Genomic DNA, 24,452 nt, shown 5'->3' with positions numbered 1-24,452 from the left:
CTGCCGGACGCTTCGAACTCGGCTCACGTGGGAACTCCGGCCGAGAAGGCTCCCGCGAGCCACAGCGCACAGATCATCGCCGATGCCAGGACCGCCAGACCCAGCGCCGCTCGGGCCAGCGTCCGCGCCGCGAAGACCCAGATGATCACCGCGGCCATGATGGCGAAGCTTACGAGAGTCGCGGCGGACACAGCTTCGGCCTTCGGGCCGGGCAGGCTGACGGCGAGCAGCGCGGTCGCGAGCGCGGCGACGGCGTAGCCGCCCAAAGCCGCCAGGAGCACACGGCCTCCGACCGCGATCCGCTCGGCGAGCATCGACGTCGCGCGGGCGCTCATCGCACCACCTCTCGTTTCCGTGAGCCCATGGCGCGACCTAGCAGCGGCCGCCGCGACGGTGCAACGTCTATGTTCCGGAACGATTCTAGTGTGAGATGAGGCGCTTAAGGCGGCCGGCCGCTATGTCGCTGGCGCCGTTATCCCGCCGTCAGTCGCAACGCTTCGAGCAACGGCAAATCGGAGGCCCGAGATCGGCTGAGCGAATCTGCGAGGACGCAGAGGCTGCTTCCCGGTGCGGTCGCTGATCTCGGAACAGGATCAATGGACCAGCCTGGCCTCAGCGCTTCGACGAGCCGCCAGCATCGCGCATTCGGAGCGCCGCGGCCGCATCACGTGCGCTGGGCGGCAGCTCGGTCCCGGGAGCGGGCTTGGCCGCCTCGGATCCGGTGCTGGGTAAAGTCCCGGTCCTGTCGCGGCCGTGACCGACGGCATAGCCCGCGTTGATGCCCGCGTAGAAGCCGGAAAAGTCTTCCGCGCGCGCCGAACCCGCAAGCACGAGCAGAACGGACAACAGGACAACACGGCGCATGGCGGACCTGACATGAAGAGGGCGGCGGCTCCGCTAAAGGAGCCGCCGCCCTGAAGTCTTCGTCGTGGATCACGGCCGGAAAACGGCCGCCGCGATCCCGTCAGTCCTCGACGTTGATGCTCTGCGCTTCGCGACCCTTCTGGCCCTCGACCACGCCAAGCGTGACCTGCTGCCCCTCTGCCAGCGAGTCGAGGCCGGCCCGCGACAGGGCGGAACGGTGGACGAAAACGTCCTTGCCGCCGTCGTTGACCGAGACAAAGCCGAAGCCCTTGGCAGGGTCATACCACTTGACGGTACCGCTCATCTCGACAGAGGGGCCGCCAGCCGAGCGGCCACCGCCACCGCCGCCATAACCACCGCCGCCGCCGCCGTAGCCGCCACCACCGCCGCCATAACCGCCGCCGCCACCGCCGTAGCCGCCACCACCGCCGCCGCCGCCGAAGCCGCCGGTGCGCGGACGGAATTCGCGACGCGGCGCGGGCGCCTCGGCCGTGGAGGTGTCGACGCTCGTCACGCTGGTGACCTGCGGACCCTTCTGGCCCTGGGCCGTCGTCACCGTCAGCCGGGTACCCGGCTGCAGGTCATCGTGGCCGGCCGCCTCTACGGCGCGGATGTGGAGGAAGGCATCGCCCGAACCGTCGCCGAGTTCGACGAAGCCGAAGCCCTTCTCCTTGTTGAACCACTTAACCGTGGCATCGCGCTCCGGCCCGGACGCGACCGGTGCTGCACCACGCGACGGGCCGCGGTCGAAACCGCCCCCACCGAAACCGCCGCCGCCGCCACCGAAGCCGCCGCCGCCGTATCCGCCGCTGGGGGGAGCTTGGTCAGGCCATCTCGGCTCGCCACCCTCGTCGAAGCCGCGCTTCTGCGGCCCCCTGAAATCACGACCACGTCCCATAGAAAGCTCGCAAAGACCGTCCGCCGCCCTTGTCTCGAATACCGCGTGCGCGCCATCCCAGACAGCCCACGCCCCGCACTATCATTACCCCAGGTCGCGGTAACCAAGAATAACGCCCTAGTCCTGACGCAATCGGGCCTTGACCGCAAGGACCTTCTTGGCCCAGACGCCCTCGTTTCGTTACTTTCTTGCGGCAAACAACGCAGGCGGGCCTGCTCACGCGATGGCCTTTCTCATTCGACGGAACGCGTTAGCGAAACGCAAACGCTGACCGGGCTAGACTCGCCGCCATGTCCCGCAATGCCGGCCGGCCATGATCGCGACTCCGACCTTTCCCGATCTTTCGGCCCTCGTTGTCGACGAGAGCCTCTATATCCGCCGAATCGTCCGCGACATGCTGATGCGCGTGGGCATCAAGCGCGTGCTCGAAGCGCCGGACGGGGCCGAGGCACTCGGCGTGCTGGCGGAGAGCAAGCCCGACATCAGCATCATCGACTGGGACTTGTCGATCCTCTCGGGCGAGGAGTTCATCCGCCTCGCGCGCACGCCGACGACCTCGCCCTGCCCCACGATCCCGATCATCCTGATGCTGGCCCAGCCCCGCCGGAACGTGGTCGACCGTGCCGTGGCACTCGGGGTCAACGAGATCATCGCCAAGCCGTTTTCGCCCAAGACCCTGTGGTCGCGCCTGGACGAGGTGATCAACCGGCCGCGACCCTACTCACAGGTGAAGAGCCTCCTGCGCCCGATCCCGCGGCGCGCCAGCGCGATGAAGGCCGTCGCCTGATCGCCAATGCGATCGGACGTTGCAGTTCCCGACCGAGCCTGTAGGGTCAGACGCAACAAAGGCCGAGCGTCGCGCTCCCGGCCGACCCAAAGGATCGACGGCCGCGCCGATGAGGGACGAGTCCGCCGCGGCCGCGCCGTCCCGAATCCAGACCGGCGCCGCGCCGCTCCAGCATCCAGGCCCGCTTCCGGGCCGTGAGCGTCGTCGTGCCACCTACGCGGCGCTCGACCTCGGCACCAACAATTGCCGGCTGCTGATCGCCGAGCCGACCTTCAGCGGCTTCCGGGTGATCGACGCCTTCTCGCGTATCGTGCGCCTCGGCGAGGGCCTCGGGACCTCCGATCGGCTGAGCGAGGCTGCGATCGAGCGCACCGTCGAGGCCCTGCGCATCTGCCGGACCAAGATGCAGACCCGCGGCGTGCAGCGCGCCAAGGTGATCGCCACCGAGGCGTGCCGTCTCGCGGTGAATGGGGCGGCCTTCGTCGACCGCGTCCGCCGCGGCGTCGGCCTCGACCTCGAGATCGTCGACCGGCAGACCGAGGCCTATCTCGCCGTCACCGGCTGCGCGGCGCTCGCGGACCCGCTCGCCGAATCCGTCGTGATCTTCGATATCGGCGGCGGCTCCACCGAGATCGCGTGGCTCGACGGCGCGGCGGCCAATCCCTCCACCGACCCGACCCTGCGCATCAGGGCCTGGGATTCCTTGCCCGTCGGGGTTGTCACCCTGGCCGAGCGCCACGGCGGCGCCGAGGTCACCCGGCGCATGTTCGAGGGCATGGTCGAGGAAGTGGCCGAGAAGCTGTCGGCCTTCGCCCTGCGCGCTGCGGCCGCCGCCACGGCACCCCATTTCCACCTGCTCGGCACGTCCGGCACGGTGACGACGATCGCCGCGATGCATCTGCGGCTGGCGCGCTACGAGCGGCGGCGGGTCGATGGGCTGTGGATGCAGGACGACGAGGTCACCACCGCAATCGATGACCTGCTCGACACGCGGCTCGAACAGCGGGCCGACAACCCTTGCATCGGCCGCGACCGGGCCGATCTCGTTCTGGCGGGCTGCGCGATCCTGGAAGCGATCCGTCGGGCGTTCCCATCTGAACGCCTGCGCATCGCCGACCGAGGCCTGCGCGAAGGCTTGCTGATGAACATGATGCGGGAGGACGGGGTCTGGAACCGGAAAGCGGTGCGATGAAGGTGTCGCGATGAGCGATCGGCGCGGCGGCGCGAGTTCCGGCGGCGGCGTGCGCGGGGAGCTGAAGCAGCGGGTGAAAACCGGCCGCGGGCGAACCCTGTCGCAGAAGCGCTGGCTGGAGCGCCAGCTCAATGACCCCTACGTGGCGCGGGCCAAGCGCGAGGGCTATCGGTCGCGGGCGGCCTACAAGCTGCTGGAGATCGATGAGCGCTACAAGCTGCTCAAGCCCGGTCAGAAGATCGTCGATCTGGGCGCCGCTCCCGGCGGCTGGTCGCAGGTCGCCGCGCGGGTTGTGGGCCCGTCGGGCCGGGTCGTCGGCATCGACCTCCTGGAAATCGAGCCGATGGCCGGGGTCGAGTTCATCACCCTGGACTTTCTCGATCCCGAGGCACCGGCCAAACTCACCGACATGCTCGGCGGCCCGGCCGACGTCGTGATGTCCGACATGGCCGCCAACGCCACGGGTCACAAGAAGACCGATCACCTGCGCATCATTGGGCTGGCCGAGACCGCCGCGGAATTCGCCCGCGAGATCCTGGGGCCGGGCGGCGCTTACCTCGCGAAGGTGCTCCAGGGCGGGACCGAGGGCGCGCTGCTCACCGATTTGAAGCGCGACTTCGCCCTCGTCCGCCACGTGAAGCCGGCGGCGAGCCGTGCCGATTCGAGCGAGCTCTACGTGCTGGCGACCGGCTATCGCGGGACAGCGGCGCGGGCACCGGAACCGGACGAGTTCTGACCCGGCCGGCGATGCTGCTCGCCTGGGCGTTGTCTATTCTCAATCCCGCGCCGCTGCGCCTGCGCCGGCTCGGCTATGTCCGGCAGAGCGGCCTACTCCACGCCCGATCCCGTCGCTGCCGCGCCGCCTGGGCGCCGCATCTGGCGAACGCGCGCGGCGTCGTCGCAGCGGCTGCGGAGACGACCCGGGGGCGGCGCCATGCCGTCGTGCTTGGTTCCGGGCTCCTCGACGACATACCGCTCGCGATCCTGGCCCAATTGTTCGGGCGGATCAGCCTGGTCGACGCGGTTCATCCCTGGCCGACGCGGCTTGCCGCACGCCGCTATCGGAACGTCGCACTGAAGACCGCGGAGATCAGCGCCGGTTCGGCGGGGGACTGGGCCGAGGCCTGTGCGGATGCCGACCTGATCGTCTCGGCCAACCTGCTCTCGCAACTCCCCATCGTGCCGCTCGACGCCTACGAGGCCCGGGGTCGCGAGGCGCCGCCGCATCTCGGACGGCACATCATCGAGGCGCATCTTGCCACGCTGGACATTCTCGCCGGACAGGCCGAGTGCGTGTGCCTGATCACCGATACGGTGCAGCGCACAGAGGACCGCGCCGGCCAGATCACCAACAGCCTCGACCTGATGTTCGGCGTCGCCCTGCCCCAATACGAGGCGGCTTGGGATTGGGAAATCGCGCCCTTCGGCGAGATCGGGCAGCGGCATCGCCTGGTTCACCAAGTCCAAGCCTATCCGGACTGGCGCGCGGCGCGCGCCTGACGGCCGCGCGAAGAAAAGGCCGCCCCGGTTGCCCGGGACGGCCCTGTCAATCATGCGACGTCGATCGGCCGTGCGCCTACTCGTTCGGCACATCCTCGGCGGCCGTCCCGGCGCCACCCTCCTCCGCGGCGACGCTCTCGAAGCGCGGCCGGCGGCGGCGGCGGGGCTTGGCGGCCGGTATCTCGTCGGCGGGGACCTCCGGCTCGGCGGAGACCGGCGGCTCGGCTGCCGGGGCGGGCCGAGGCGGAGTCATCAGAAAAGCCGGCAGGCCTGCCGGATCCTCGGCGACCGCCACGGGCGCAGCCTCGCGGCGGCGCTCCCGGCGCGGCGCCGGCTCGCCCTGGCGCACGGCCTCGCCGCGAGGCGCGCGCTCAGGCCGGCCTTCCGGACGAGCCTCCTGCCGGTTGTCGGACCGGGGATTTTCGCCGCGGCCATTGTCGTAGCGGCCCTGATCGCCCCGGTTATCGGAACGATTGTCCTGCCGCGCATCGGACCGGTTCTCCTGGCGATTATCCGGCCGGTCCTGCCGATTCTCTTGGCGATTATCCTGCCGGTCCTGCCGGTCCTGCCGGTAATCGGGACGGCCGTAATCCTGGCGGTCCTGACGGTCCTGGCGGAAATCCTGCCGCGGATAATCCTGGCGCTGGTAATCCTGACGCGGCTGGTCCTGCCGCCGGAAATCCTGCCGCCCGTTGTTGTCGAACCGACGTTGGTCGCGGTTCTGGAACCGGTCCCGGCCCTGTCGACCGTCCTGGTTCAGGTCCGGACGATTCTCGTAGGGCTGCGGCTGCTGACCGGGATCGCCCTCGTCGTAGCCGTTATAGGCGTGGCCGTTCTGGGACGGGCCGTTGCCCTGACCCTCGTCGTCGCCCTCGTCCATCTCGTCGTCGTAGGGCCGGCTGGCATAGCCGCCGGTATTGGCCGGGCGGTTCTGCTCCTGAGCGCCGGACACGATCCGGAAGTAGTGCTCACCGTGCTGGAAGTAGTTCTCGGCCGCCACGGGGTCGCCCGCCGCCAGCGCGTCGCGTGCGAGCTGCGCGTACTTGTCCGCGATGTGCTGCGCGGTGCCGCGGATTTTAACGTCGGGACCGTTGGATTCGTACGAGCGCGTCAGCGGATTCGGACCCTTCGGCCGATTCCGGCCGCGCATCCGTCGATTCTGGTTTGGTCTCATCGGTCTGTAATGACCCTCGTTCACGCAAACGACTGTTTTTGGAGGCGCCCGTCTCAGGATCTCGTGACGCACTCCGGCCAAGCGCACCCGGCGGCGCCGCGCGTGCAGCCGCTTTGCGACCGGCGCGCCTGTCTGACCATCCCTCGCACCGCGCCCGGACCTGACGCCGGCAACCAGTCGATTGTCAGATTCGAATGCCGTCAAACCGCCGCGCGATCACAGGCGCGCTCTGATTCAACGTCTCTGGGGGATCAGCGAACCCGTCGGCGACACGCGGTCGCCACCAACCATATGGTCGTCCGTCTTAACGAACCGTTCGCGATCTTCAAGCCGACTCTAGCGTTCCGCGGTTGATGCAACAAGAGTTTTTTCGGTGCCGGGATCGTCCGTCGACACTTAGGCATCCCTGTGGCCTGAGAGAAGACCCTCCCGCAGGCCGAAGCTCAGAACCCTGTCGTGGCCGGCAAGATCGCGGATCAGGCCCCGTTCGCTGAAACCGCTCGCCTGCGCCAGCGCCCGCACCGTCTCGGCCTGGTCGTAGCCGATCTCGACGGCGAGCGTACCGCCCGCGGCAAGCAACACCCGCGTGCCAATCCCATCCAGGATACGCCGATAGGCTTGAAGCCCGTCCGGGCCGCCGTCGAGGGCGGCGATCGGATCGTGGTCCCGCACCTCCCGCTGGAGCGTCGCGATCACCTTCCGCCCGATATAGGGGGGATTCGACACGATGAGGTCGAAGGAGCTTTGCGCTGCGTCGCACCAATCTCCGACGAAAAAGGCAGCCCGGTCGCCGACCCCGTTCGCGGCGGCATTGTGCCGGGCCTCCGCCACCGCCGCCTCGGAGCGGTCGACGCCGATGCCGAACGCGCCGGGCAGTTCGGACAGGAGCGCCGTGAGAATACATCCTGACCCGGTGCCGAGATCGAGGCAGCGCAGGGGCGACGTTCGGTCGGCGACGGCAGCGAGGGCGACCTCCACCAAGATCTCGGTATCCGGGCGGGGCACGAGCGTCTCGGGTGCGAGCCGGAACGGCAGCCCCCAGAACTCCCAGGCGCCGAGGATGCGGGCGACGGGCTCTCCGGCGAGCCGCCGGGTCAAGGCGGCGTCGAAGGATGCCGCCTCGTCCGGGTTGACGACTTGGTCACCGTGGAGGACGAGGTCGTGGGTCTCCAGGCCCAAAACACCGAGGAGGAGGAACCGGGCATCGCCGGCCGCCTCCGCGATTCCGCCGTCGGCCAGAAGTGCCGATCCGCGCCGGAGTGCGGCGCGGCGCGACAAACCAAGGCTCGACCCGGACGTCACGGCGCCGCTCAGGCCATGCCTTCGGCGGCCAGCAGTTCCGCCTGATGTTCGGTGATCAGCGCGTCCACCACCTCGTCGAGGGCAGTCCCGGCCATCACCTCCTCGAGCTTGTAGAGGGTCAGGTTGATGCGGTGATCGGTGACCCGCCCCTGCGGGAAGTTGTAGGTGCGGATCCGCTCGCTGCGGTCGCCGGAGCCGACCTGCGCCTTGCGGTCGGCGGCGCGGGCCGAATCCTTGGCGTTGCGTTCGGCGTCGTAGAGCCGGGCGCGCAGCAGCGCCATTGCGCGGGCGCGATTCTTGTGCTGCGACCGCTCCTCCTGAACGAACACCACGATACCGGTCGGCAGGTGCGTGATGCGGATCGCCGATTCGGTCTTGTTGACGTGCTGCCCGCCGGCACCCTGCGCGCGCATCGTATCGATCTTCAGATCGGCATCGTTGACGACGATGTCGACATCCTCCGCCTCGGGCAGCACAGCCACTGTGGCGGCCGAGGTATGGATGCGCCCCTGCGTCTCGGTATCGGGTACGCGCTGCACCCGATGCGCGCCGCTCTCGAATTTCAACCGCGCGAAGACGCCCCGGCCCTTCACCTCGGCCACGACCTCGCGGAAGCCGCCGACGGTTCCCTCGCTCTCGGAGATCACCTCGACGCGCCAACCCTTCGACTCGGCGTATTTCGCGTACATGCGGAACAGGTCGCCCGCGAACAGGGCCGCCTCGTCGCCGCCCGTGCCGGCGCGAACTTCCAGGATGGCGCTCTTCTCGTCCGCCGCATCTTTCGGGAGGAGCAGGAGCTGGAGCGCGCGGTGCGCGTCCTCCAGCTGTTCCTGGGCGTCCGGCTTCTCCTCGGCCGCGAGCGCCCGCATCTCGGAATCGGTGCCGGGCTCGTCGATCAGCGCTTCGAGGCCTGCCAGATTCTCCAGGGATGCCCGATAGACGCGGATCGCCGCCACAACTGGATCGAGGTCGGACAGCTCGCGCGAGAGCTGGACCACCAGCTCGGGATCGATCTCGCCCGAGCCGAGCTGCGCGGTGACGATATCGTGCCGCGCCAGGATGGCGTCGAGGCGCTCAGTTGGAAAGGGGATCATCGCCCGTGTTTCTAAAGGTCTGCGCGCGGCGGTCAGTGCCGGACGCGGGTCATGTCTCGGGCGGGAGAGGGTGTGGCTCGGAGGGTTCTCGACCCGGCAAGACTTCCCCCTTCCCACGCCTGTTCCGTTCGAGAGCGGAAGCCGTGGCGCGTCGACCGAGATCGTCGTGGCGTTGCCGTACAACCCCGGCCGAATGTTCGGCAAGGGTCGCGTACGCGCTTAGATAGGGACGCCGTTGGCGTGTGCGAAGGCGGTGAGCGCCGGCCGCAGGGAATCGCCATCGTGCATGCGCGACATCTCCGCATCGATCAGCTCGGCCACGGCCCGCGCCTCGAGGCTGAGCACCATCGCCTTGACCGGACCGATGGCGGCCGGCGACATCGACAGGTCGCGGTAGCCGAGGCCGATCAGTGCCATGGCGTCGAGGGGTCGCCCGCCGATCTCGCCGCAGACCGTCACCGGGCAGCCGGCGGCGTTCGCCCGCTCGGCGATCAGCCGGAAGGCCCTGAGCGCCGCGACGCTGAGCGGGTCGAAGCGGTCGGCGACGCGGCGGTTCTCGCGATCCACCGCGAACAGGAACTGCATCAGGTCGTTCGAGCCCACGGAGAGGAAGTCGGCCTCGCGGGCGATCTCGTCGATCTGGAACAGGAGCGAGGGAACCTCGATCATGGCGCCGAGCCGGCACTCGGTCGGGAGCCGATAGCCGTGGCGCTTCAGATAGGCCTTCTCGCGCTCGACGATGCCTCGGGCGCGGACGAACTCGTCGACCGTCGCGACCATCGGGAACATGATCTTGAGCGGGTCGCCGTCGGCGGCCTTCAGAAGGGCGCGCAGCTGCATGCGCAGGAGGGCCGGCCGGTCGAGGCCGATCCGGATCGCCCGCCAGCCGAGCGCCGGGTTCTCCTCCTCGAGCTTGGCCATGTACGGGAGGATCTTGTCACCGCCGATATCCAGGGTGCGGACCGTGACGGATTTCCCCGCCGAGGCCGCGAAGACCTTGCGGTACAGCTCCTCCTGCTCGGCGGCCGAGGGCATGCGCTGCGCGACCATGAACTGCAGCTCGGTGCGGAAGAGGCCGACCCCCTCGGCACCGGTTTCCTGGAGGTGGCTGAAATCGACCAGCAGGCCGGCATTGAGATGCAGGCCGACGCGCACGCCGTCACGGGTCTGGGCCGGGACGTCGCGCAGCGCCCGGTACTGCTCCTGCCGACGGGCACGCAGGCGCACCATCTCGGCATAGGCGGCCTCGACCTCGGGCCCGGGCCGGACGTGGATCTCGCCGGCCACGCCGTCGACGATGATGGCATCGCCGGCATCGCACAGGGCCGTGGCGTTCTCGACCTCGCCGACCGCCGGGATGCCGAGCGCCCGCGCGACGATGGCGACGTGGCTGGTCGGACCGCCCTCCTCCAGGACGATGCCGCGCAGCGTCGAGGCCTCGTAGTCGAGGAGGGCCGCCGGCCCCATGGTGCGCGCCACCAGGATGGCGTTCTCCGGTAGCACGACCGTGCCCGCCGCCTCGGAGCCGATCAGCGTGCGCAGAAGCCGGTTGGCGAGGTCGTCGAGATCGTGCAGCCGTTCGCGCAGGTACGGATCGGATTGCCGCATCATGCGGGCGCGGTTGTCCGACTGGACCCGCTCCACGGCAGCCTCGGCGGTGAGACCCGAGGCCACGGCCTCGCGCATACGCCGGAGCCAGCCCTTGTCGTGGGCGAACATGCGGACCGTTTCGAGGACTTCCCGCGACTCGGCGGTGCCGATCCGGTCGCCGCGCTCCACCAGCGCGTCGATCGCGGAGCGGACCTCCTCGATCGCCTCGTCGAGGCGGGCGACCTCGCGATCGACGTTCTCGGCGATCAGGGTCTTCACCACGACGCGGGGCTCGTGCAGGACCACGTAGCCGAGGCCGATACCATCGGCGAGCGCGATGCCGCGCGACAGCACTGGCCGTCGGGCCGCCGTGCCGGCATCCGGCGCCAAGCCCTCCAGCTCGCCCGAGGCGATCATCTCCGAGAGCACCATGGCGGTGGTCTGGAGCGCCTCGATCTCCTCCTCGGAGTAGACCCGGTAGGTCTTGTTCTGGACCGTCAGGACGCCGAGCGTGTTGCCGGCCCGCAGAAGCGGCACGCCCAGGAAGGCGTGGTAGGCCTCTTCGCCCGTCTCCGGCCGGTACGAGAAGGCCGGGTGGTTCTGCGCGTCGGACAGGGAGAGCGGCTCGGCCGTGCGCGCGATCAGGCCGACGAGGCCCTCGTCGGTGCGCATCCGGGTCTGGTGGACCGCCTCGCGGTTCAAACCTTCGGTGGCGAACAGCTCGAGGGAGTTGTCATCCCGCAGCACGTAGACAGAGCAGACCTCGGCCACGACGTTGGCGGCGATCAGGACGACGATCCGGTCGAGGCGCGCCTGAGGGCTGACCGGCTCCGCCATCGCTTCGCGGAGGCGGCGCAGCAGCAGGCGCGGGCCTCCGGGCGCAGCGGGCATCGGTTCGTCGTTCCAGCGTTGGTGAATGGCCTTGGCGTCGACCACCCTGCAACCTTGGCGCCAAGTTCGGGACGGCCGGCGCCGGATGGACCGTGCCGCTAGGCCCAGAGGCGCTCTGGATCCCACGGACCGGCCCGTGACTGTTCAGTTCAAACCGCGCGACCCGCTCGAAACCGCGTCGTCCAGGTTCAGGCCTGATCGAGGCCGTATAGCGAGTGAAGCGTGCGAACGGCAAGCTCCGTATAGGCAGCATCGATCAGCACGGAGAACTTGATCTCCGACGTCGTGATCGCGCGGATGTTGATTCCCTTCTCGGCGAGAGCGCGGAAGGCCTTCGCGGCGACCCCCGCGTGGCTGCGCATGCCGACGCCGATCGCCGACACCTTCACGACGTCGGTGGCGCCCTCGATCTGCGCGTAGCCGATCTGCGTGCGGGCCTCGTCGAGGATCTTCCGGGCACGCTCATACTCAGCGGACGGGACGGTGAAGGTCATGTCGGTGGTCGACTGGTCGCCCGACACGGTCTGGATGATCATGTCGACGTTGATGTTGGCGTCGGCGAGCGGGCCGAAGATCGCCGCAGCCACGCCGGGGCTGTCCTTGACCTTGCGCAGGGTGATCTGCGCCTCGTCCCGGGAGAAGGCGATCCCGGTGATGATCTGCTGTTCCACGATGTCGTCCTCGTCGCAGATGAGGGTGCCCGGACGCGCGGCGTCCGGCGGATCGAAGGAGGACCGGACCGTGGTCGGTACACGGTGGACCATGGCGAGTTCCACCGAGCGGACCTGCAGCACCTTGGCCCCCAGCGAGGCCATCTCCAGCATCTCTTCGAAGGTCACCCGCTCCATGCGCCGGGCCTTCGGCACGATGCGCGGATCGGTCGTGTAGACCCCGTCGACATCGGTGTAGATGTCGCAGCGCTCGGCGCCGATCGCGGCCGCCACGGCCACCGCCGAGGTGTCCGATCCGCCGCGCCCGAGGGTGGTGACCCGGCCGGTCTCGGCGTGGATCCCCTGGAAGCCGGCGATCACCGCCACCTCGCCCTGGGCGAACCCCGCCGCGAGGTTCTTCGGGTCTATCTCGGCAATGCGCGCCGAGCCGTGCGCGTCCGAGGTGATCACGGGAATCTGCCAGCCCTGCCAGGAGCGGGCCTTGATCCCGTCCTTCTGGAGCGCGATCGCCAGGAGGCCCGCGGTGACGAGCTCACCTGAGGCGACGACGGCATCGTACTCGAGCGGATCGTAGAGCGGGTTGGCGTCCTTGACCCAGTCGACCAGCTCGTTGGTCTTGCCCGACATGGCGGACACGATCACCGCGACGTCGTAGCCGGCCGCCACCTCGCGGGCGACGTGGCGCGCCACGTTGCGGATGCGATCGACGGTGGCGACGGACGTGCCGCCGAATTTCATCACCAGACGGGGCATGGTCTCTTGATCGCGGGTTCCCGGTGGCGACTGGACGGAGCGCTTCAGCCCGGCCCGGACGGTGCCCGGCGGGTACAAGCGGCTCGGTAGAGTGTCAACAACCTGCCAAGCATGGCGCCCGCGCGCCGCGGCGACTTCCAGCGCGCCCGCGTGCTAAGGCGCGGGCAGAACCTCTCGAACGGATCACGCATGGACAGGCCAGCCACGGACCGCCCCTCGGAAGGCTTCGTCGATCGCGGCGAAGTTGCGCGCTTCGACGCCCTCGCGGCGACCTGGTGGGACGAGTCCGGTCCGATGCGGGTCCTGCACCGATTCAACCCGGTGCGGCTCGCCTATATCCGCGATGCGCTCTGCCGGCATCATGGCCGTGATCCGCAGGCGCCCTTCCCCCTCGACGGGCTCACGATCTGCGATGTCGGCTGCGGCGGCGGCGTTCTGTCGGAACCGTTGGCGCGGCTGGGCGCCACGGTGACGGGCCTCGATCCGGCGGAGCAGAACATCGCGGTGGCCCGGGCGCATGCCGAAGCGGCCGGCGTGCCGGTCGATTACCGCGGCGAGACGATCGAGGCCGTGGTCGCCGCCGGTCGCAGCTTCGATGCCGTGCTGATCATGGAGGTCGTGGAGCACGTCTCGGACATGCCCGCCTTCGTGCGCACCGCCTGTTCCGCCGTGAAGCCCGGCGGCATGCTGTTCGCCGCGACCCTCAACCGGACGATGCGCTCCTTCGCGCTGGCGATCGTCGGAGCCGAATACGTGCTCGGCTGGCTCCCCCGCGGCACGCACGATTGGGAGAAGTTCGTGACGCCGGACGAGCTCGGCCGGGCGGTCCGGGCGGGCGGCCTCGCCGTCACCGACACGGTCGGCGTGGTCTACAATCCACTCACCGACGGCTGGCGCACCGGGCGTGACACGGCGGTGAACTATATGGTCGCGGCCGCGCATCGGGGCTGAACCGGAGGAGCCGCGCGCCGTTGGGTCGGCGGCGGAGGAACCGGCGATGCTCGAGAAGATACCCAGCGTGATCGGGGAGGCCCTGTCGGGCCTGAAGGCCGGCCGGGAGAAGACGGCTTCTCACGCGGCCTTCGCCGACGTCCCGGAGACGCTCACGCTGACGAGTCCCGCCTTCGTCGACGGGGCGGACATGCCGGCCCGGTTCACCGCGGACGGCGCGGGTGTCTCCCCGCCGCTGGCCTGGACCGGCCTGCCTCCCGGCACCGCCGCCCTGGTCGTGCTTGTCGAGGATGCCGGCAGCCCGACGCCGCAGCCGCTGGTCCATCTCATCGCCTGGAATCTTCCGCCCGAGTCGGCGGGCCTCGATGAAGGCGCGCTGCCGAGTCCCGGCCGCCCGAGCAGCACACAGCGGATGGGCCGGAACAGCTTCCTGCGTCCCGAATGGCTGCCCCCGGATCCGCCGAGCGGGCACGGACGGCACGACTACGTCTTTCAGATCTATGCCCTGCGGCAGCCGCTTCATCTGGCCGACGAGCCGGGTCGCGGTGCGCTGATCGAGGCGATGCAGGGTCACATGCTCGCCAAGGGACACCTGACCGGAGGTTACGCGCGCTCCTGAGCTGCCTCGGGAACGGGCAGGATTGCCACGGACCGGCCTGCCGCGGCGTTGTGCCGTCGCCGACACGTCGGTATTGTGTCGACCAAGCTTGCCCTGTCGGGTCAGCATCTTGGACCAGGATCGGAGATCAAGCCCGTGGCCGTCGACGCACGGACGAAGCGGCGCGGCAGCGCGAGCGTGGCGCGGGCGCTGGCGGCGTCGGATGTCGGCACCTGGGAATGGCACATCGCGGACGACGTCCTGCGCTGCGACGCCGCCGCGGCGTCGATGCTGGGCGTCCCACAGGCCCGCGGTGATCGTGGCGCGACCTTCGCGCTGTTCCTGGATCGGATCCACCGGGAGGATCAGCGGCGCATCGGTACATTGGTCGATGACCTTCGCCGCAACGGCGGGCTCTACATCGCGCAGTACCGGACCGTTCCGGAGCCGGGCGACGTCCGGTGGGTTCTGGCGCGTGGCCGCTTCGGCCAGAACGGAGATGGGGTCGTGAGCGAGGCGCGCGGGATCGTCATCGACGTCACCGAGAGCAGCCGCGACGGATTCCTGGATGAGGCCGCCTTCAGCGTAACCGACGCCTCGGCGGGGGGGCTCGACCGGGTGGCCGAACTCGCGCTGGCCCTGTTCTCATCGGCGGAGGCCGGCCTGCCCCGGGTGGGCTTCGAACGGCTGAAGCCGCTGCTGGAGGCGCTGCTGCATGAGATCGGGCGGCAACTCGTGAGCGCGCCGCCGGTGCCGGACCTCGACAGCATCCACTGATCCCTCGCCCTGCGACGCCTTGCCTAGCGGGGGCGAATCCTGATAAGGCGGCGCCATTCCGCGATGCGTGTGCCGTGATCGCCGGACGCGACTGCGCGTCCTGCCTCGTGACCACGTTCCCGACACCCTACAGATGGACGGCCCTCCGGGCTCGAGAGACCCATGAAGATCCGCAACTCCCTCAAGTCCCTGCGTGGCCGCCACCGCGACAACCAACTCGTGCGCCGCAAGGGCCGGGTCTACGTGATCAACAAGACCCAGAAGCGCTTCAAGGCCCGCCAGGGCTGAGGACGACGCGGCCGGCCTGCAAGCCAGCTTCGTCGCATCGAAAGCAGCCGCGCCCAGCCGGGCCGCGGCTGCTTTCGTTTGCGCGGCACCAACGCACGTTGACGGGCACGGTGACCGCGCTCAGTCTGACGCGATGATGCCGCTCCGCCTCCGCGTCGCCCTCGTCTGTCTCTCGGCACTCGCCATGGGGGCGACGAATGCACTGGCAGCGGCGGATACGAACCGGCCCGCCCGCGCGGCGCCCGAGGCGAAGCCGGTACCGAAGCCGCCGAGCCTAGACGACCTGTTCGCCCGGCTGCGCGCCAGCGAGGATCCCGCCGAGGCCAAGGGCATCGCCCGGCTGATCGAGCGGCGGCTCGCCGGCTCCGGAAGTCCGACCGCCGACCTGCTCACCGACCGCGCCCGACAAGCCGTGACCGCCCACGACTTCGCGCTCGCCGCCGAGTTGATGGACCGGGTAACGGCCCTGGAGCCCAACTGGTCCGAGGGGTGGAACCGGCGGGCGACGGTGTTCTGGCTTCTGACCGACAAGGACGACGCCATCGCCGACCTACAGCGGGCGCTGGTGCTCGAGCCGCGCCACTTCGAGGCCTGGATGGCCCTGGGCCGGATCTACGAGGCGAACGACGACAAGGCGCGGGCGCTCGCGGCCTTCCGACGGGCGCGTGCCCTCTACCCGCAGATGGACAAGATTGGCGAGGCGATCGACCGCCTCGCCCCGGAGGTCGACGGCCGCGACCTGTGACCCGGGTGTTCGCCGTTCTCCTCACGATCCTGGCCCTGCCCTTCGCGGTCGCCGGATTGGTCCTCGCGGTCGGCGCGCTGGCGAGCCTCGCGATCAGCCTCCGGGTCGGTGCCGCCCATCCTCCGGCAGGCCCGTTCGTCGCGGTGACCGGCGGCCGCCTCGCCACGATCCAGGACGGGCCGGCAGAAGGCCCGCCGGTCGTCCTCCTGCACGGCGCCTCGGCTAATGCCTCGGACCCGATGGAGGGCATCGGCCGCCGGCTCGCCGCACAGGGCTTCCGGGTCGTCGCGTTCGACAGGCCCGGCTTCGGATGGAGCGACAGGATCGCCGGTGCCGAGGCCGCCGCCCCCTCGGTGCAGGCGCGGCTGATTGCCGAGGCCCTGGAACGCCTGGGCGTCGGCCCGGCGCTCGTGTTCGGCCATTCCTGGGCAGGCTCCCTGGCCCTGGCCCTGGCCCTCGATCACCCCGAACGGGTCTCCGCCCTGGCCCTCGCCGCACCCGTGGCAATGCCCATGCCGGACCGGATGCCGGACCTGCCCTGGTACTGGAAGCTCGCCGTGAAGCCGCCGGTGGCTTGGCTGCTCAGCCGCACGATCGGACCGCCTCTGGCGCAGCGTTTCCTGTCGGAGGCGGCGCGCCGCGTGTTCCAGCCCCAGGCGGCGAACCCGGACTACCCGCAACTGGCGCGCGCCGATCTGGTTCTGCGACCGGGGACGCTGCTCGCCAACGTGCAGGACCTGCTCGGCCTGTCGGCGGCGCTCGCGGCGCAGAGCCCGCGCTACCGCACGATCCACGTCCCGACGCTGGTGATCTCCGGCGAAGCCGACACGATCGTCCGAAGCGACATGCAGGCGGTGCCGCTGGCGCAGGCGATCCCGGGGGCGCGGCTCGTGCTGCTTCCAGGGATCGGCCACATGCTCCAGTACGTGGCCGCTGAGCGCGTGACCGACGAGATCGTTCGGCTCTCCGCCGAGGTGAAGAAATCGGTCAGTGCCATGCCGGCCGCGACCCGCTGAACCGCGGGCCGATCAGTCTCGTTTTACCCTTGCCGGCTACTGCTTTCGATCAGCTTTTTCCGTTGTCAGTCCGGGGCGCCAAAGGCGAGCCCGGACCCGGAAGAGCACGCCGGTGGCGCGCAATCCAGACGCGCTGTCGCTGCTTATACGTGGCCCATTGGCGGCTCTGGACCCCGGGTTCCGCTGCGCGGCCCCGGGATGACGGTGCGCGAGGACTCGTCAGGCTTTCTCGGCGTGCTCGCGGGTGATGAAGGCGAGACGCACGAGATTCGTCGCCCCGGGGGTACCGAACGGCAGGCCCGCCACCACGATCACCCGGTCGCCGACAGCGGCGAACTTCTCGCGCACGGCGAACTTGGCGGCGCGGAACGACATGTCGTCCACGTCGCTGGCGTCCTTGGTGACGATCGGATGCGTGCCCCAGGCGAGGGCCAGGCGCCGCGCGGTCTCGCGCCGCGGCGTCAGCGCGATCACGGTGGCGTTCGGGCGCTCTCGGGAGAGGCGCAGGGCCGTCGAGCCGGAATTGGTCCACGCCATGATCGCGTCGAGGTTCAGGGCATCGACCATCTGGTGCGCGGCGGCTGCAATGGCGTCGGCCGCGGTCTCGTCGGGCGTCGCACTCTGCGCCCGGATGATCGACCAGTAGATCTGGTCCCGCTCCACCTGCTCGGCGATGCGGTTCATGGTCTCTACGGCGCCGATCGGATGGGCGCCGGAGGCGCTCTCGGCCGAGAGCATCACGGCGTCCGCGCCCTCGTAGACCGCTGTCGCGACGTCCGAGACCTCGGCGCGCGTGGGTACGGGCGCCGTGATCATGGATTCGAGCATCTGCGTGGCCACGACGACGGGCTTGCCGTAGCGCCGCGCCCCACGGGTGATGCGCTTCTGCACGCCCGGAACCTGCTCGAGCGGCATCTCCACGCCGAGGTCGCCGCGGGCGACCATCAGCCCGTCGGAGATCTCCAGGATCTCGTCGAGCCGTGTCAGCGCCTGCGGCTTCTCAATCTTGGCCATGACCAGGGCGCGCCCGGCACAGACCTTCTTCACCTCGGCCACGTCCTCAGGCCGCTGGACGAAGGACACGGCGATCCAGTCGGCGCCAGCGTTCAGCCCGGCATCGAGGTCTGCCCGGTCCTTCTCGGTCATCGCCGGCACCGGGATCACGGTGTGCGGCAGCGACACGCCCTTCCGGTTCGAGATGCGCCCGCCGACTTCGACGCGGGTGACGGCCCGGTTCTCCGACGTCTCGACCACGGAGAGCCGCAACTTGCCGTCGTCGAGCAGGATCGCGTGGCCCGGCTCAAGCGCCTCGAGGATCTCGGGATGCGGCAGGTGGCACCGGTTGGCGTCGCCGGGCGTCGTATCGCCGTCCAGCACGAAGGTGGCCCCGGCCTCGATCATCGCGGCACCCTCCGCGAAGGTGCCGAGCCGCAGCTTCGGTCCCTGCAGATCGACCAGGATGCCGATCGGCCGCTTCGCCTCGCGTTCGATCGTGCGGATGGCCTCGACCTTCTCGGGCAGCTTTTCCCGCGGAAGATGGCTCATGTTGAGCCGGAAGACGTCGACGCCCGCGCGGAACAGCCGCTCGATCATCTCCGGCGAATCGGAGGCCGGGCCCAGGGTGGCAACGATCTTCGTGCGGCGCGAGCGTTTCAAGCGTCATCCTCCAAATGTTTTTATGGCAAGCCTTTAAGCATTGCCGAGACGTTGTTCTTAATGCGGGTGTGAGCATCCCAGACCGGACAGCGTCAAGAGCGCTGTCGTCACGTCAGGGTTTCGCGGGGGCGTCGGCCCGATTGGGGTCGGTAAGCTGAATCGTCCAGCTCTTCTGCTCGCCGGTATCGACTTCGAAGAAGCCGTTACGATCGTACCCCCGGGCCAGACAATCCTCGTTGCCGCGAATCGTGAATTCCGAATCGCGGGTACACATCAGAGAGCGCCCGCTCCACTCGCCGCCGCGCGTGTAGTCGACTGCGAAGACGTAGTAGAACCGCGCGGCCAGCGCGCCCTTGAGCAGAGTCTCGCAGGCTTTCGGTGCGAGATCCCACCAGCCCTCCGTGACCCAGCCCTGCGGGTCGCGGTAGCCCAGCGAGATCCCGACCTTGCTGCCGGTCTGATTGCACAGGCGTAGGTCCGCTCGCGCCGGTGTCGCGCAGAGAAGCGCGAGACCGCATGCCGTTAGTGCTGGAAGAACCTGAGCCGCCGGGGCGCGACGCCTAATTGACGAGAATGATGCGGCAGTCGTTGACATTGGTACGGGTCGGGCCGGGGTTCACGAGGTCGCCGAGGGCCGCGAAGAACGCGGTTGAGTCGTTCTGCTCCAGCATCGCGGCCGGGTCGAGGCCGGCGGCCTTCGCGCGCGCCAGGGTGGTGGGGTCGATCAGACCGCCCGCCGGGTCGGTGGCGAGGCCCCGGCCGCCATCGGTGCCGTCCGTGTCGGCACTGATCCCGAAAATGCCGGGCTCCCCGTCGAGCGCCACCGCGAGCGCCATCGCGTATTCCTGATTCGGACCGCCGTTGCCGTCGCCCCGGATCGTGACGGTGAGCTCCCCGCCCGAGATCAGCGCGACGCGCCGCCCGGCCGCCTTATGGCGCTTGGCCTCCACCGCGTGCTCGGCCGCGACCGCGCGGGCTTCGCCCTCAAGGTCCGCGCCCAGCATCACCGGCTCGTAGCCCGCGGCCCGGGCCGTCTCGGCGGCCGCGTTCAGGGCATCGATCGGGCGCGCGATGATCCGGTATTCGGCTCGCGCGAAGGCCGGATCGCCGGCCTTCGGCGTCTCGTTGTTCGGATCGCTCAGGAGACGCACCGCCTCCTCGGGCAGCGGGATGCCGCGCTTCTCGCAGATCGCGCGGGCGTCGGCGAGCGTTGAGGGATCCGGCACCGTCGGGCCGGAGGCGATCACCGCCGGATCGTCAAACGGGACGTCCGAGATCGCCAGCGTCAGGATCCGTCGGGCGTTGCGGGCGGCAAGGGCGAGGCGCCCGCCCTTGATGCGGGAGATGTGCTTGCGCACCGTGTTGATCTCGCCGATCGGCGCGCCCGAGCGGAGCATGGCCCGGGTGATCGCCTGCTTCTCGATCAGCGTCAGGTCGCCGGCCGGCGCGATCCAGTTGGCCGAGCCGCCGCCCGAGAGCAGCACCAGGACCTCGTCCTCCGGGCCGGCCTCCGTGGCGAGGCGGAGCGCTTCCTTGGTGGCGGCGATGCCGGCTTCGTCGGGAACGGGGTGGCCTGCCTCGACCATGTGGATTCCCGGCGCCTCCTGCCCGTAGCCGTGACGCGCCACAGCGAGGCCGACGATCCGGTCGTCGCCCAGCCCATGCTGCTGCCGATAGAACCGGCTCGCCACGGCGCTCATGCTGCCCGCGGCCTTCCCGGCGGCCAGGATGATCAGCCGGCCCGGGCTCGGCGCGGGCAGATGCGGCGGTAGGGCGAGATCGGGATGGGCGGCGCGGATGGCGGCCGTCAGGATCGTCTCGAGCAGCGCGCGCTGCGCCTGGATGGCCGGATCGGCAACGGGCGGAACGGTCTCGGTCATGGCGTCGGACGGGCTCCTCTCTCGATTATATCGCGCGATCCCCGCCCGTTTCTTCCGAGGGCGGCGGGCCCGTTTCTTGCCGTGAGCGCACGATCCTTGATAGGTGATCTGCCCGAGCGGCCGCGCCACGGCAAGCGCCATCGGCGCCCTCGCACAGAACTGAAGACCTCGGAGCCCCGTGACCCGCCCGGAGACAGAAGCGGCCCTATCGCCTGTACACCCCTGCGAAATCATCCCCGGCAATCCCGGCTGCGGCCTGGTCATTGCCTGCGATCACGCCTCGAACTACGTGCCGCCGGACATCGATCTCGGCGTGCCGGCCTCCGAGTTCGCCCGGCACATCGCGTACGATATCGGCGCGGCGGGGGTGACGCGGCGGCTGGCGGCCCTGCTCGATGCGCCCGCGATTCTCACGAACTTTTCCCGCCTGATCATCGACCCGAATCGCGGTCGCGCCGACCCGACGCTGGTGATGCGGCTCTCCGATGGCGCCGTCGTGCCGGGCAATGCCCGCATCGACGAGACCGGCAAGCAGGCGCGGATCGCCCGGTTCTACGCGCCCTTCGATGCCGCGATCGACGATGCGGTAGTCACGGCAGAGCGTGCCGGCCGGCCGCCCGCGATCCTGACCATGCACAGCTTCACGCCCTACTGGCGCGGCATCGCCCGGCCCTGGCAGGTCGGGATTCTGTACGACCGTGACGCGCGGTTTGCCCGGCCGCTGATCCAGGCGCTTGAGGCCGACCCGGCCGGTCTGACCGTCGGCGACAACCAGCCCTACGGCGGCGGCCTGCCGGGCGACACGATCGACCGCCACGCCACCGCCCGTGGCCTGCGCAACGCGCTGGTGGAGATCCGCCAGGACCTGATCGCCGGCGAGGCGGGCCAGGAGGCTTGGGCCGAGCGCTTCGCCCGCATCCTGCGCCCGCTGATCGCGCCTTGATCCGCGGGTGGATGGCCCCGAAATGCGGCTGGACAGCCAGAACCGGAAAGCACCACGACCGATGAGCGAGATCGACCCGCAGACCCAGACCGAACTCGAGGCGGCGGTGTTCCGCCGCCTCGTCGCGCACCTGCGCAACCGTACGGACGTGCAGAACATCGACCTGATGAACCTCGCCGGCTTCTGCCGGAACTGCCTGTCGAACTGGCTGAAGGATGCCGCCGACGAGAAGGGCGTCCCGCTCACCAAGGATGACAGCCGCGAGGCAGTCTACGGGATGCCCTACGACGCGTGGAAGGCCCAGCACCAGAAAGAGGCCAGTGCCGAGCAGCAGGCGGGCTTCGCCGCTCAGCAGGCGAAGGGGCACTGACGCGGCGTCGCGGTCCCCCTCGACCCGGGAATCGGCTAAGCTTCCGGTAAGGCCGGCCCGTTAACCACGGGTCAGGGCGCAACCGCGCCGTGCATTTCGGAGAGCCCCATGAACGCCCATTCGATGCCCACCGCTGCCCAGCGGCCCGGCGGCGACGTCTCCTCGGCCGAGGGCGTCGCGGCCGACGAGCTGAAGCAGTTCATCGAGCGCCTGGAGCGCCTCGAGGAGGAGAAGGCCGGCATCATGGGCGACATCAAGGAGGTGTTCGCCGAGCTGAAGGGCCGCGGCTTCGACGCGAAGGCCGTGCGGACGATCCTGCGGATCCGCAAGCAGGATCACAGCGAGCGCCAGGAGCAGGAAGCGATCCTGGAGCTGTACATGCAGGCCCTCGGTATGGCCTAGTCGGGCCGCACGGCACCGCGTCGATCCAACGCGCGGCCCTCATCCAGAGGCGCCGGAGCGCAGCGGAGACCTCGAAAGAGGCCCCCGGACAGCCGTGCGATCCCTTCACCGCCCTTGCGGCTTCCCGCTGCAGCCACGCCAAAATGAGGGCGTGGCGGGATAGCCTTCTCTGCCCTCCACCGAGTAGCCGGGACCGAAAATGGATCCCGACACCGACGGGGGTGAGGCTCAATGCGCCTCCGCGGCTGCCGTGAGCGCGGGGATGTCGAGCCCGAGGGTGCGGCCGGGATATCCGGCAGCATCGAAGTAGCGGGTCTCACCCACCGTCTGATAGGCCAGCACCGTGACGTGGCCGGCAGCATCCGGCTCCGAGCGGAGCACCGCCCTGGCGAAGGTCGGCGTGCTGCCGTTCGCAAGGGCCTCGGTCAGGACGCGCCCGACCAACTGGCCCTTTCCGGGGATCGTGAGGCCGAGGAGCTGAGCGATCGTCTTGCCGAGATCGGCGTTGCTCGCCGGCACCGGACTCGCGAGGCCCGCGCGGAAGCTCGGCCCCATCGCACCCATGACGTTGCGGGTGTCAGCTCGCGAGAAGCTGCCGTGCATGCCCTGGCCCTGCTGCAGCCCGGTATCGGAGACCTCGACACCGCAGGTCGTCGGATCTGAACAGCCCGTCGAGAAGCTCCGGAAATTGACCACGATCGCCGGCATCGGGGTCAGCGCCAAGCCGTCGAGGGCGATGGCGGAGAGCGGCAGCGTCCCGGGAATCGGCCCCAGGGCGGCACTCACGAAGAGGCCGCTCACGTAGTCCTGGCGCGCCAGGGCCTCGACCACCTTGCGGGCCAGCGCCTTGTCGCCGCCCGGCAGGTAGACCAGATCCGAGCCGCCATTGGCGGCGACGACCACGTCGGGCTTTGCCGGATTCGCGCCGATCAGGCCGTTGGCCCGGCTGGGGAAGGCGTCGGCGGCGAGACTGGCGCCCTTGGCATCGGGGTCGAACAGGCCAAGCCCGAGTTCATGTGCGAGATCAATGGCCAGAAACCCGGGCGGAATCTGACCCTTCGGGACGCCCTTGTAGGCTTGCGTCGCGGAGAAGCTGGTCGCGCTCTCCTTCGAGATGGTCGAGAAGCCGTGATCGGAGGTGAGGATCACGTCCGTGTTGTCCGATAAACCCTGTTCCTTCAGGGCAGAAAGCAGCGTGGCCAGGTTGGTGTCCGCGTTGCGGATCGCCGCGCGGCTGGTCGGACCGTTGATCCCCGGCACCAGTCGCCCAAGACTATCGCCCTGATTGTGCTGCGTCCCGTCGGGATCGCGCGACCAGAACACCAGCACGAACGGTTTCCCGCGTTCCCTGAACAGCGGCAGGACCGCCCTCGTGGCCACGTCGGCGAAGTAGTTCTGTTGCTCGACGTTCGCCGAGAGGGTTCCGCGCGTCTCCGCGGTCCCGGCCTGCCCGTTGGCACCCCGCGCGGGCGCCTGGACCGGCAGGCCGGCCGCGCCGAGACGCGTGGAGAGTTCCTCGCCCAGCGGGATGCCGCCGGGCCGGCCCGTGCTGTCATCGACCAGGATGCTGTCCTGTCCGGAACGCGCCGTGTGGTCGAAGACCAGCGACGGCCCGAGCTTGCCGATGCTGGCGGTCGAGAGGCCCTGAGCGTGGGCCGCGCGCAGGATCGTCTCCTCGTTGAGGTAGTTGCCCGCAAAGTGCGCGTCGACATCGCCGAGGACCGGGTCGCTCTCCAGGAACGGCGTCAGGCTTTCGCCGGCACCCGGGACCGGGAAAGCCGTGTAGATCGTGTTCCCGAACTGCCCGGTATCCCCGAGCATATGGCCTGTCGCCATCGCAGTGGCGTTGGGCATGGTGAAGGTCGGGAAAAGGGAGTGCGTATTGGTGAACCGCACGCCGGCCCGCATCAGGCGGTCCATGGTCGGCGCATTCGCGGCGTTCACCATGCCGTCGCGAAGCCCATCGGCGATGAACAGGACGACGTTGCGGGCTTGCGGCTGCGCCTGGGCCGATCCGGCGAGGCTCAAGCCGACAAGACAGGAAAGAATGACGCGCCGCATACCCGAATCTCCGAGTGATCCGGGCAGCGGCGTGAGCTTGAACGATGAC

25 protein-coding genes are annotated in these 24,452 nt (G+C 69.6%); 13 read left to right on the top strand and 12 right to left on the bottom strand.

The window, feature by feature from the left end; genetic code table 11:
- Positions 1–23: 23 nt before the first annotated feature.
- From AC3WSN_RS00865 to AC3WSN_RS00855, 3 genes are all read right to left on the bottom strand, one after another.
- Complete coding sequence (locus AC3WSN_RS00865; protein ID WP_492535697.1) at positions 24–335, bottom strand: iron transporter; 312 nt, start codon at positions 333–335, stop codon at positions 24–26.
- A gap of 277 nt (positions 336–612) precedes the next feature.
- A complete protein-coding gene (locus AC3WSN_RS00860) occupies positions 613–864 on the bottom strand; it encodes a hypothetical protein (RefSeq protein WP_492535695.1) in 252 nt (83 codons plus the stop codon).
- Between the two features lie 100 nt (positions 865–964).
- Positions 965–1,762: a cold-shock protein gene (locus AC3WSN_RS00855; RefSeq protein WP_492535693.1), complete on the bottom strand. Its 798-nt coding sequence runs from the start codon at positions 1,760–1,762 to the stop codon at positions 965–967.
- Between the two features lie 313 nt (positions 1,763–2,075).
- Here AC3WSN_RS00855 and AC3WSN_RS00850 point away from each other — a divergent pair, with 313 nt between their 5' ends.
- The 4 genes from AC3WSN_RS00850 to AC3WSN_RS00835 all read left to right on the top strand — a co-directional run bounded on the left by AC3WSN_RS00850 (position 2,076) and on the right by AC3WSN_RS00835 (position 5,241).
- Positions 2,076–2,549: a response regulator gene (locus AC3WSN_RS00850; protein WP_012317168.1), complete on the top strand. Its 474-nt coding sequence runs from the start codon at positions 2,076–2,078 to the stop codon at positions 2,547–2,549.
- A 109-nt stretch (positions 2,550–2,658) separates the two neighbouring features.
- Positions 2,659–3,741: a Ppx/GppA phosphatase family protein gene (locus tag AC3WSN_RS00845; RefSeq protein ID WP_238197493.1), complete on the top strand. Its 1,083-nt coding sequence runs from the start codon at positions 2,659–2,661 to the stop codon at positions 3,739–3,741.
- A gap of 10 nt (positions 3,742–3,751) precedes the next feature.
- Positions 3,752–4,477, top strand: coding sequence for an RlmE family RNA methyltransferase (locus AC3WSN_RS00840; RefSeq protein ID WP_492535690.1), 726 nt, complete (start codon positions 3,752–3,754; stop codon positions 4,475–4,477).
- Positions 4,478–4,488: 11 nt separating this feature from the next.
- A complete protein-coding gene (locus tag AC3WSN_RS00835) occupies positions 4,489–5,241 on the top strand; it encodes a hypothetical protein (protein ID WP_492535688.1) in 753 nt (250 codons plus the stop codon).
- 76 nt (positions 5,242–5,317) lie between these two features.
- Here the strand turns inward: AC3WSN_RS00835 and AC3WSN_RS00830 are convergent, their stop codons facing one another.
- The 5 genes from AC3WSN_RS00830 to AC3WSN_RS00810 form a co-directional block, all read right to left on the bottom strand.
- Positions 5,318–6,391: a DUF4167 domain-containing protein gene (locus AC3WSN_RS00830; protein WP_492535686.1), complete on the bottom strand. Its 1,074-nt coding sequence runs from the start codon at positions 6,389–6,391 to the stop codon at positions 5,318–5,320.
- A gap of 420 nt (positions 6,392–6,811) precedes the next feature.
- Positions 6,812–7,693 (bottom strand): peptide chain release factor N(5)-glutamine methyltransferase, encoded by an 882-nt coding sequence (gene prmC, locus AC3WSN_RS00825; RefSeq protein WP_492535684.1) that lies wholly within the window; start codon positions 7,691–7,693, stop codon positions 6,812–6,814.
- Positions 7,694–7,725: 32 nt separating this feature from the next.
- On the bottom strand, positions 7,726–8,811 hold the full coding sequence (gene prfA / locus AC3WSN_RS00820; protein ID WP_192706955.1) for a peptide chain release factor 1: 1,086 nt from the start codon (positions 8,809–8,811) through the stop codon (positions 7,726–7,728).
- A 219-nt stretch (positions 8,812–9,030) separates the two neighbouring features.
- Positions 9,031–11,292, bottom strand: coding sequence for a phosphoenolpyruvate--protein phosphotransferase (gene ptsP / locus AC3WSN_RS00815; protein ID WP_492535682.1), 2,262 nt, complete (start codon positions 11,290–11,292; stop codon positions 9,031–9,033).
- A 188-nt stretch (positions 11,293–11,480) separates the two neighbouring features.
- Entirely contained in the window at positions 11,481–12,716 is a 1,236-nt protein-coding gene (locus AC3WSN_RS00810; RefSeq protein ID WP_492535680.1) for an aspartate kinase, read from the bottom strand.
- A gap of 189 nt (positions 12,717–12,905) precedes the next feature.
- On the opposite strand from AC3WSN_RS00810, the gene ubiG reads away from it, so the two are divergent.
- From ubiG to AC3WSN_RS00780, 6 genes are all read left to right on the top strand, one after another.
- A complete protein-coding gene (gene ubiG, locus AC3WSN_RS00805) occupies positions 12,906–13,667 on the top strand; it encodes a bifunctional 2-polyprenyl-6-hydroxyphenol methylase/3-demethylubiquinol 3-O-methyltransferase UbiG (protein ID WP_492535678.1) in 762 nt (253 codons plus the stop codon).
- A gap of 46 nt (positions 13,668–13,713) precedes the next feature.
- On the top strand, positions 13,714–14,286 hold the full coding sequence (locus tag AC3WSN_RS00800; RefSeq protein WP_492535676.1) for a YbhB/YbcL family Raf kinase inhibitor-like protein: 573 nt from the start codon (positions 13,714–13,716) through the stop codon (positions 14,284–14,286).
- A 135-nt stretch (positions 14,287–14,421) separates the two neighbouring features.
- The gene (locus AC3WSN_RS00795) at positions 14,422–15,042 is read left to right on the top strand and encodes a PAS domain-containing protein (RefSeq protein ID WP_492535674.1); all 621 of its coding nucleotides are present in this window, start codon (positions 14,422–14,424) and stop codon (positions 15,040–15,042) included.
- A gap of 162 nt (positions 15,043–15,204) precedes the next feature.
- Positions 15,205–15,330, top strand: coding sequence for a type B 50S ribosomal protein L36 (ykgO, locus tag AC3WSN_RS00790; RefSeq protein ID WP_003601867.1), 126 nt, complete (start codon positions 15,205–15,207; stop codon positions 15,328–15,330).
- A 133-nt stretch (positions 15,331–15,463) separates the two neighbouring features.
- Entirely contained in the window at positions 15,464–16,075 is a 612-nt protein-coding gene (locus tag AC3WSN_RS00785; protein WP_492535669.1) for a tetratricopeptide repeat protein, read from the top strand.
- Positions 16,072–17,091, top strand: coding sequence for an alpha/beta fold hydrolase (locus AC3WSN_RS00780; RefSeq protein WP_492535668.1), 1,020 nt, complete (start codon positions 16,072–16,074; stop codon positions 17,089–17,091). Before AC3WSN_RS00785 ends, AC3WSN_RS00780 begins: the two co-directional genes overlap by 4 nt.
- 219 nt (positions 17,092–17,310) lie before the next feature.
- Here the strand turns inward: AC3WSN_RS00780 and pyk are convergent, their stop codons facing one another.
- The 3 genes from pyk to AC3WSN_RS00765 form a co-directional block, all read right to left on the bottom strand.
- Positions 17,311–18,747 (bottom strand): pyruvate kinase, encoded by a 1,437-nt coding sequence (gene pyk / locus AC3WSN_RS00775; protein ID WP_492535666.1) that lies wholly within the window; start codon positions 18,745–18,747, stop codon positions 17,311–17,313.
- Positions 18,748–18,859: 112 nt separating this feature from the next.
- Entirely contained in the window at positions 18,860–19,342 is a 483-nt protein-coding gene (locus tag AC3WSN_RS00770) for a DUF1036 domain-containing protein (RefSeq protein ID WP_192706946.1), read from the bottom strand.
- On the bottom strand, positions 19,308–20,627 hold the full coding sequence (locus tag AC3WSN_RS00765; RefSeq protein WP_492535663.1) for a glycerate kinase type-2 family protein: 1,320 nt from the start codon (positions 20,625–20,627) through the stop codon (positions 19,308–19,310). The genes AC3WSN_RS00770 and AC3WSN_RS00765 overlap by 35 nt, the downstream gene beginning before the upstream one ends.
- A gap of 178 nt (positions 20,628–20,805) precedes the next feature.
- Between AC3WSN_RS00765 and AC3WSN_RS00760 the strand changes: the two genes are divergently transcribed.
- The 3 genes from AC3WSN_RS00760 to AC3WSN_RS00750 all read left to right on the top strand — a co-directional run bounded on the left by AC3WSN_RS00760 (position 20,806) and on the right by AC3WSN_RS00750 (position 22,342).
- The gene (locus AC3WSN_RS00760; RefSeq protein ID WP_492535661.1) at positions 20,806–21,570 is read left to right on the top strand and encodes an N-formylglutamate amidohydrolase; all 765 of its coding nucleotides are present in this window, start codon (positions 20,806–20,808) and stop codon (positions 21,568–21,570) included.
- 61 nt (positions 21,571–21,631) lie between these two features.
- Positions 21,632–21,940, top strand: a complete 309-nt coding sequence (locus tag AC3WSN_RS00755) for a DUF1244 domain-containing protein (protein WP_492535659.1) — start codon at positions 21,632–21,634, stop codon at positions 21,938–21,940.
- 123 nt (positions 21,941–22,063) lie between these two features.
- A complete protein-coding gene (locus AC3WSN_RS00750; protein ID WP_026604676.1) occupies positions 22,064–22,342 on the top strand; it encodes a DUF2312 domain-containing protein in 279 nt (92 codons plus the stop codon).
- Positions 22,343–22,570: 228 nt separating this feature from the next.
- On the opposite strand, the gene AC3WSN_RS00745 is transcribed toward AC3WSN_RS00750, so the two are convergent.
- Positions 22,571–24,403, bottom strand: a complete 1,833-nt coding sequence (locus tag AC3WSN_RS00745; RefSeq protein ID WP_492535657.1) for an alkaline phosphatase family protein — start codon at positions 24,401–24,403, stop codon at positions 22,571–22,573.
- Between the last annotated feature and the right edge of the window lie 49 nt (positions 24,404–24,452).

It is taken from the genome of Methylobacterium sp. FW102-HT35C08 (assembly GCF_058790235.1).
This window is presented reverse-complemented; position numbering and strand designations above follow the sequence as displayed.

What these genes read in the sequence shown, in the direction of transcription:
- AC3WSN_RS00770 (WP_192706946.1), bottom strand. Translation starts at nt 19,342, where the DNA reads ATGTCAACGACTGCCGCATCATTCTCGTCAATTAGGCGTCGCGCCCCG.
- ubiG (WP_492535678.1), top strand. Translation starts at nt 12,906, where the DNA reads ATGGACAGGCCAGCCACGGACCGCCCCTCGGAAGGCTTCGTCGATCGC.
- AC3WSN_RS00845 (WP_238197493.1), top strand. Translation starts at nt 2,659, where the DNA reads ATGAGGGACGAGTCCGCCGCGGCCGCGCCGTCCCGAATCCAGACCGGC.
- ptsP (WP_492535682.1), bottom strand. Translation starts at nt 11,292, where the DNA reads ATGCCCGCTGCGCCCGGAGGCCCGCGCCTGCTGCTGCGCCGCCTCCGC.
- AC3WSN_RS00765 (WP_492535663.1), bottom strand. Translation starts at nt 20,627, where the DNA reads ATGACCGAGACCGTTCCGCCCGTTGCCGATCCGGCCATCCAGGCGCAG.
- AC3WSN_RS00785 (WP_492535669.1), top strand. Translation starts at nt 15,464, where the DNA reads ATGATGCCGCTCCGCCTCCGCGTCGCCCTCGTCTGTCTCTCGGCACTC.
- AC3WSN_RS00835 (WP_492535688.1), top strand. Translation starts at nt 4,489, where the DNA reads ATGCTGCTCGCCTGGGCGTTGTCTATTCTCAATCCCGCGCCGCTGCGC.
- ykgO (WP_003601867.1), top strand. Translation starts at nt 15,205, where the DNA reads ATGAAGATCCGCAACTCCCTCAAGTCCCTGCGTGGCCGCCACCGCGAC.
- AC3WSN_RS00810 (WP_492535680.1), bottom strand. Translation starts at nt 12,716, where the DNA reads ATGCCCCGTCTGGTGATGAAATTCGGCGGCACGTCCGTCGCCACCGTC.
- AC3WSN_RS00830 (WP_492535686.1), bottom strand. Translation starts at nt 6,391, where the DNA reads ATGCGCGGCCGGAATCGGCCGAAGGGTCCGAATCCGCTGACGCGCTCG.
- AC3WSN_RS00750 (WP_026604676.1), top strand. Translation starts at nt 22,064, where the DNA reads ATGCCCACCGCTGCCCAGCGGCCCGGCGGCGACGTCTCCTCGGCCGAG.
- AC3WSN_RS00800 (WP_492535676.1), top strand. Translation starts at nt 13,714, where the DNA reads ATGCTCGAGAAGATACCCAGCGTGATCGGGGAGGCCCTGTCGGGCCTG.
- AC3WSN_RS00840 (WP_492535690.1), top strand. Translation starts at nt 3,752, where the DNA reads ATGAGCGATCGGCGCGGCGGCGCGAGTTCCGGCGGCGGCGTGCGCGGG.
- AC3WSN_RS00860 (WP_492535695.1), bottom strand. Translation starts at nt 864, where the DNA reads ATGCGCCGTGTTGTCCTGTTGTCCGTTCTGCTCGTGCTTGCGGGTTCG.
- AC3WSN_RS00755 (WP_492535659.1), top strand. Translation starts at nt 21,632, where the DNA reads ATGAGCGAGATCGACCCGCAGACCCAGACCGAACTCGAGGCGGCGGTG.
- AC3WSN_RS00855 (WP_492535693.1), bottom strand. Translation starts at nt 1,762, where the DNA reads ATGGGACGTGGTCGTGATTTCAGGGGGCCGCAGAAGCGCGGCTTCGAC.
- AC3WSN_RS00745 (WP_492535657.1), bottom strand. Translation starts at nt 24,403, where the DNA reads ATGCGGCGCGTCATTCTTTCCTGTCTTGTCGGCTTGAGCCTCGCCGGA.
- AC3WSN_RS00850 (WP_012317168.1), top strand. Translation starts at nt 2,076, where the DNA reads ATGATCGCGACTCCGACCTTTCCCGATCTTTCGGCCCTCGTTGTCGAC.
- AC3WSN_RS00865 (WP_492535697.1), bottom strand. Translation starts at nt 335, where the DNA reads ATGAGCGCCCGCGCGACGTCGATGCTCGCCGAGCGGATCGCGGTCGGA.
- prfA (WP_192706955.1), bottom strand. Translation starts at nt 8,811, where the DNA reads ATGATCCCCTTTCCAACTGAGCGCCTCGACGCCATCCTGGCGCGGCAC.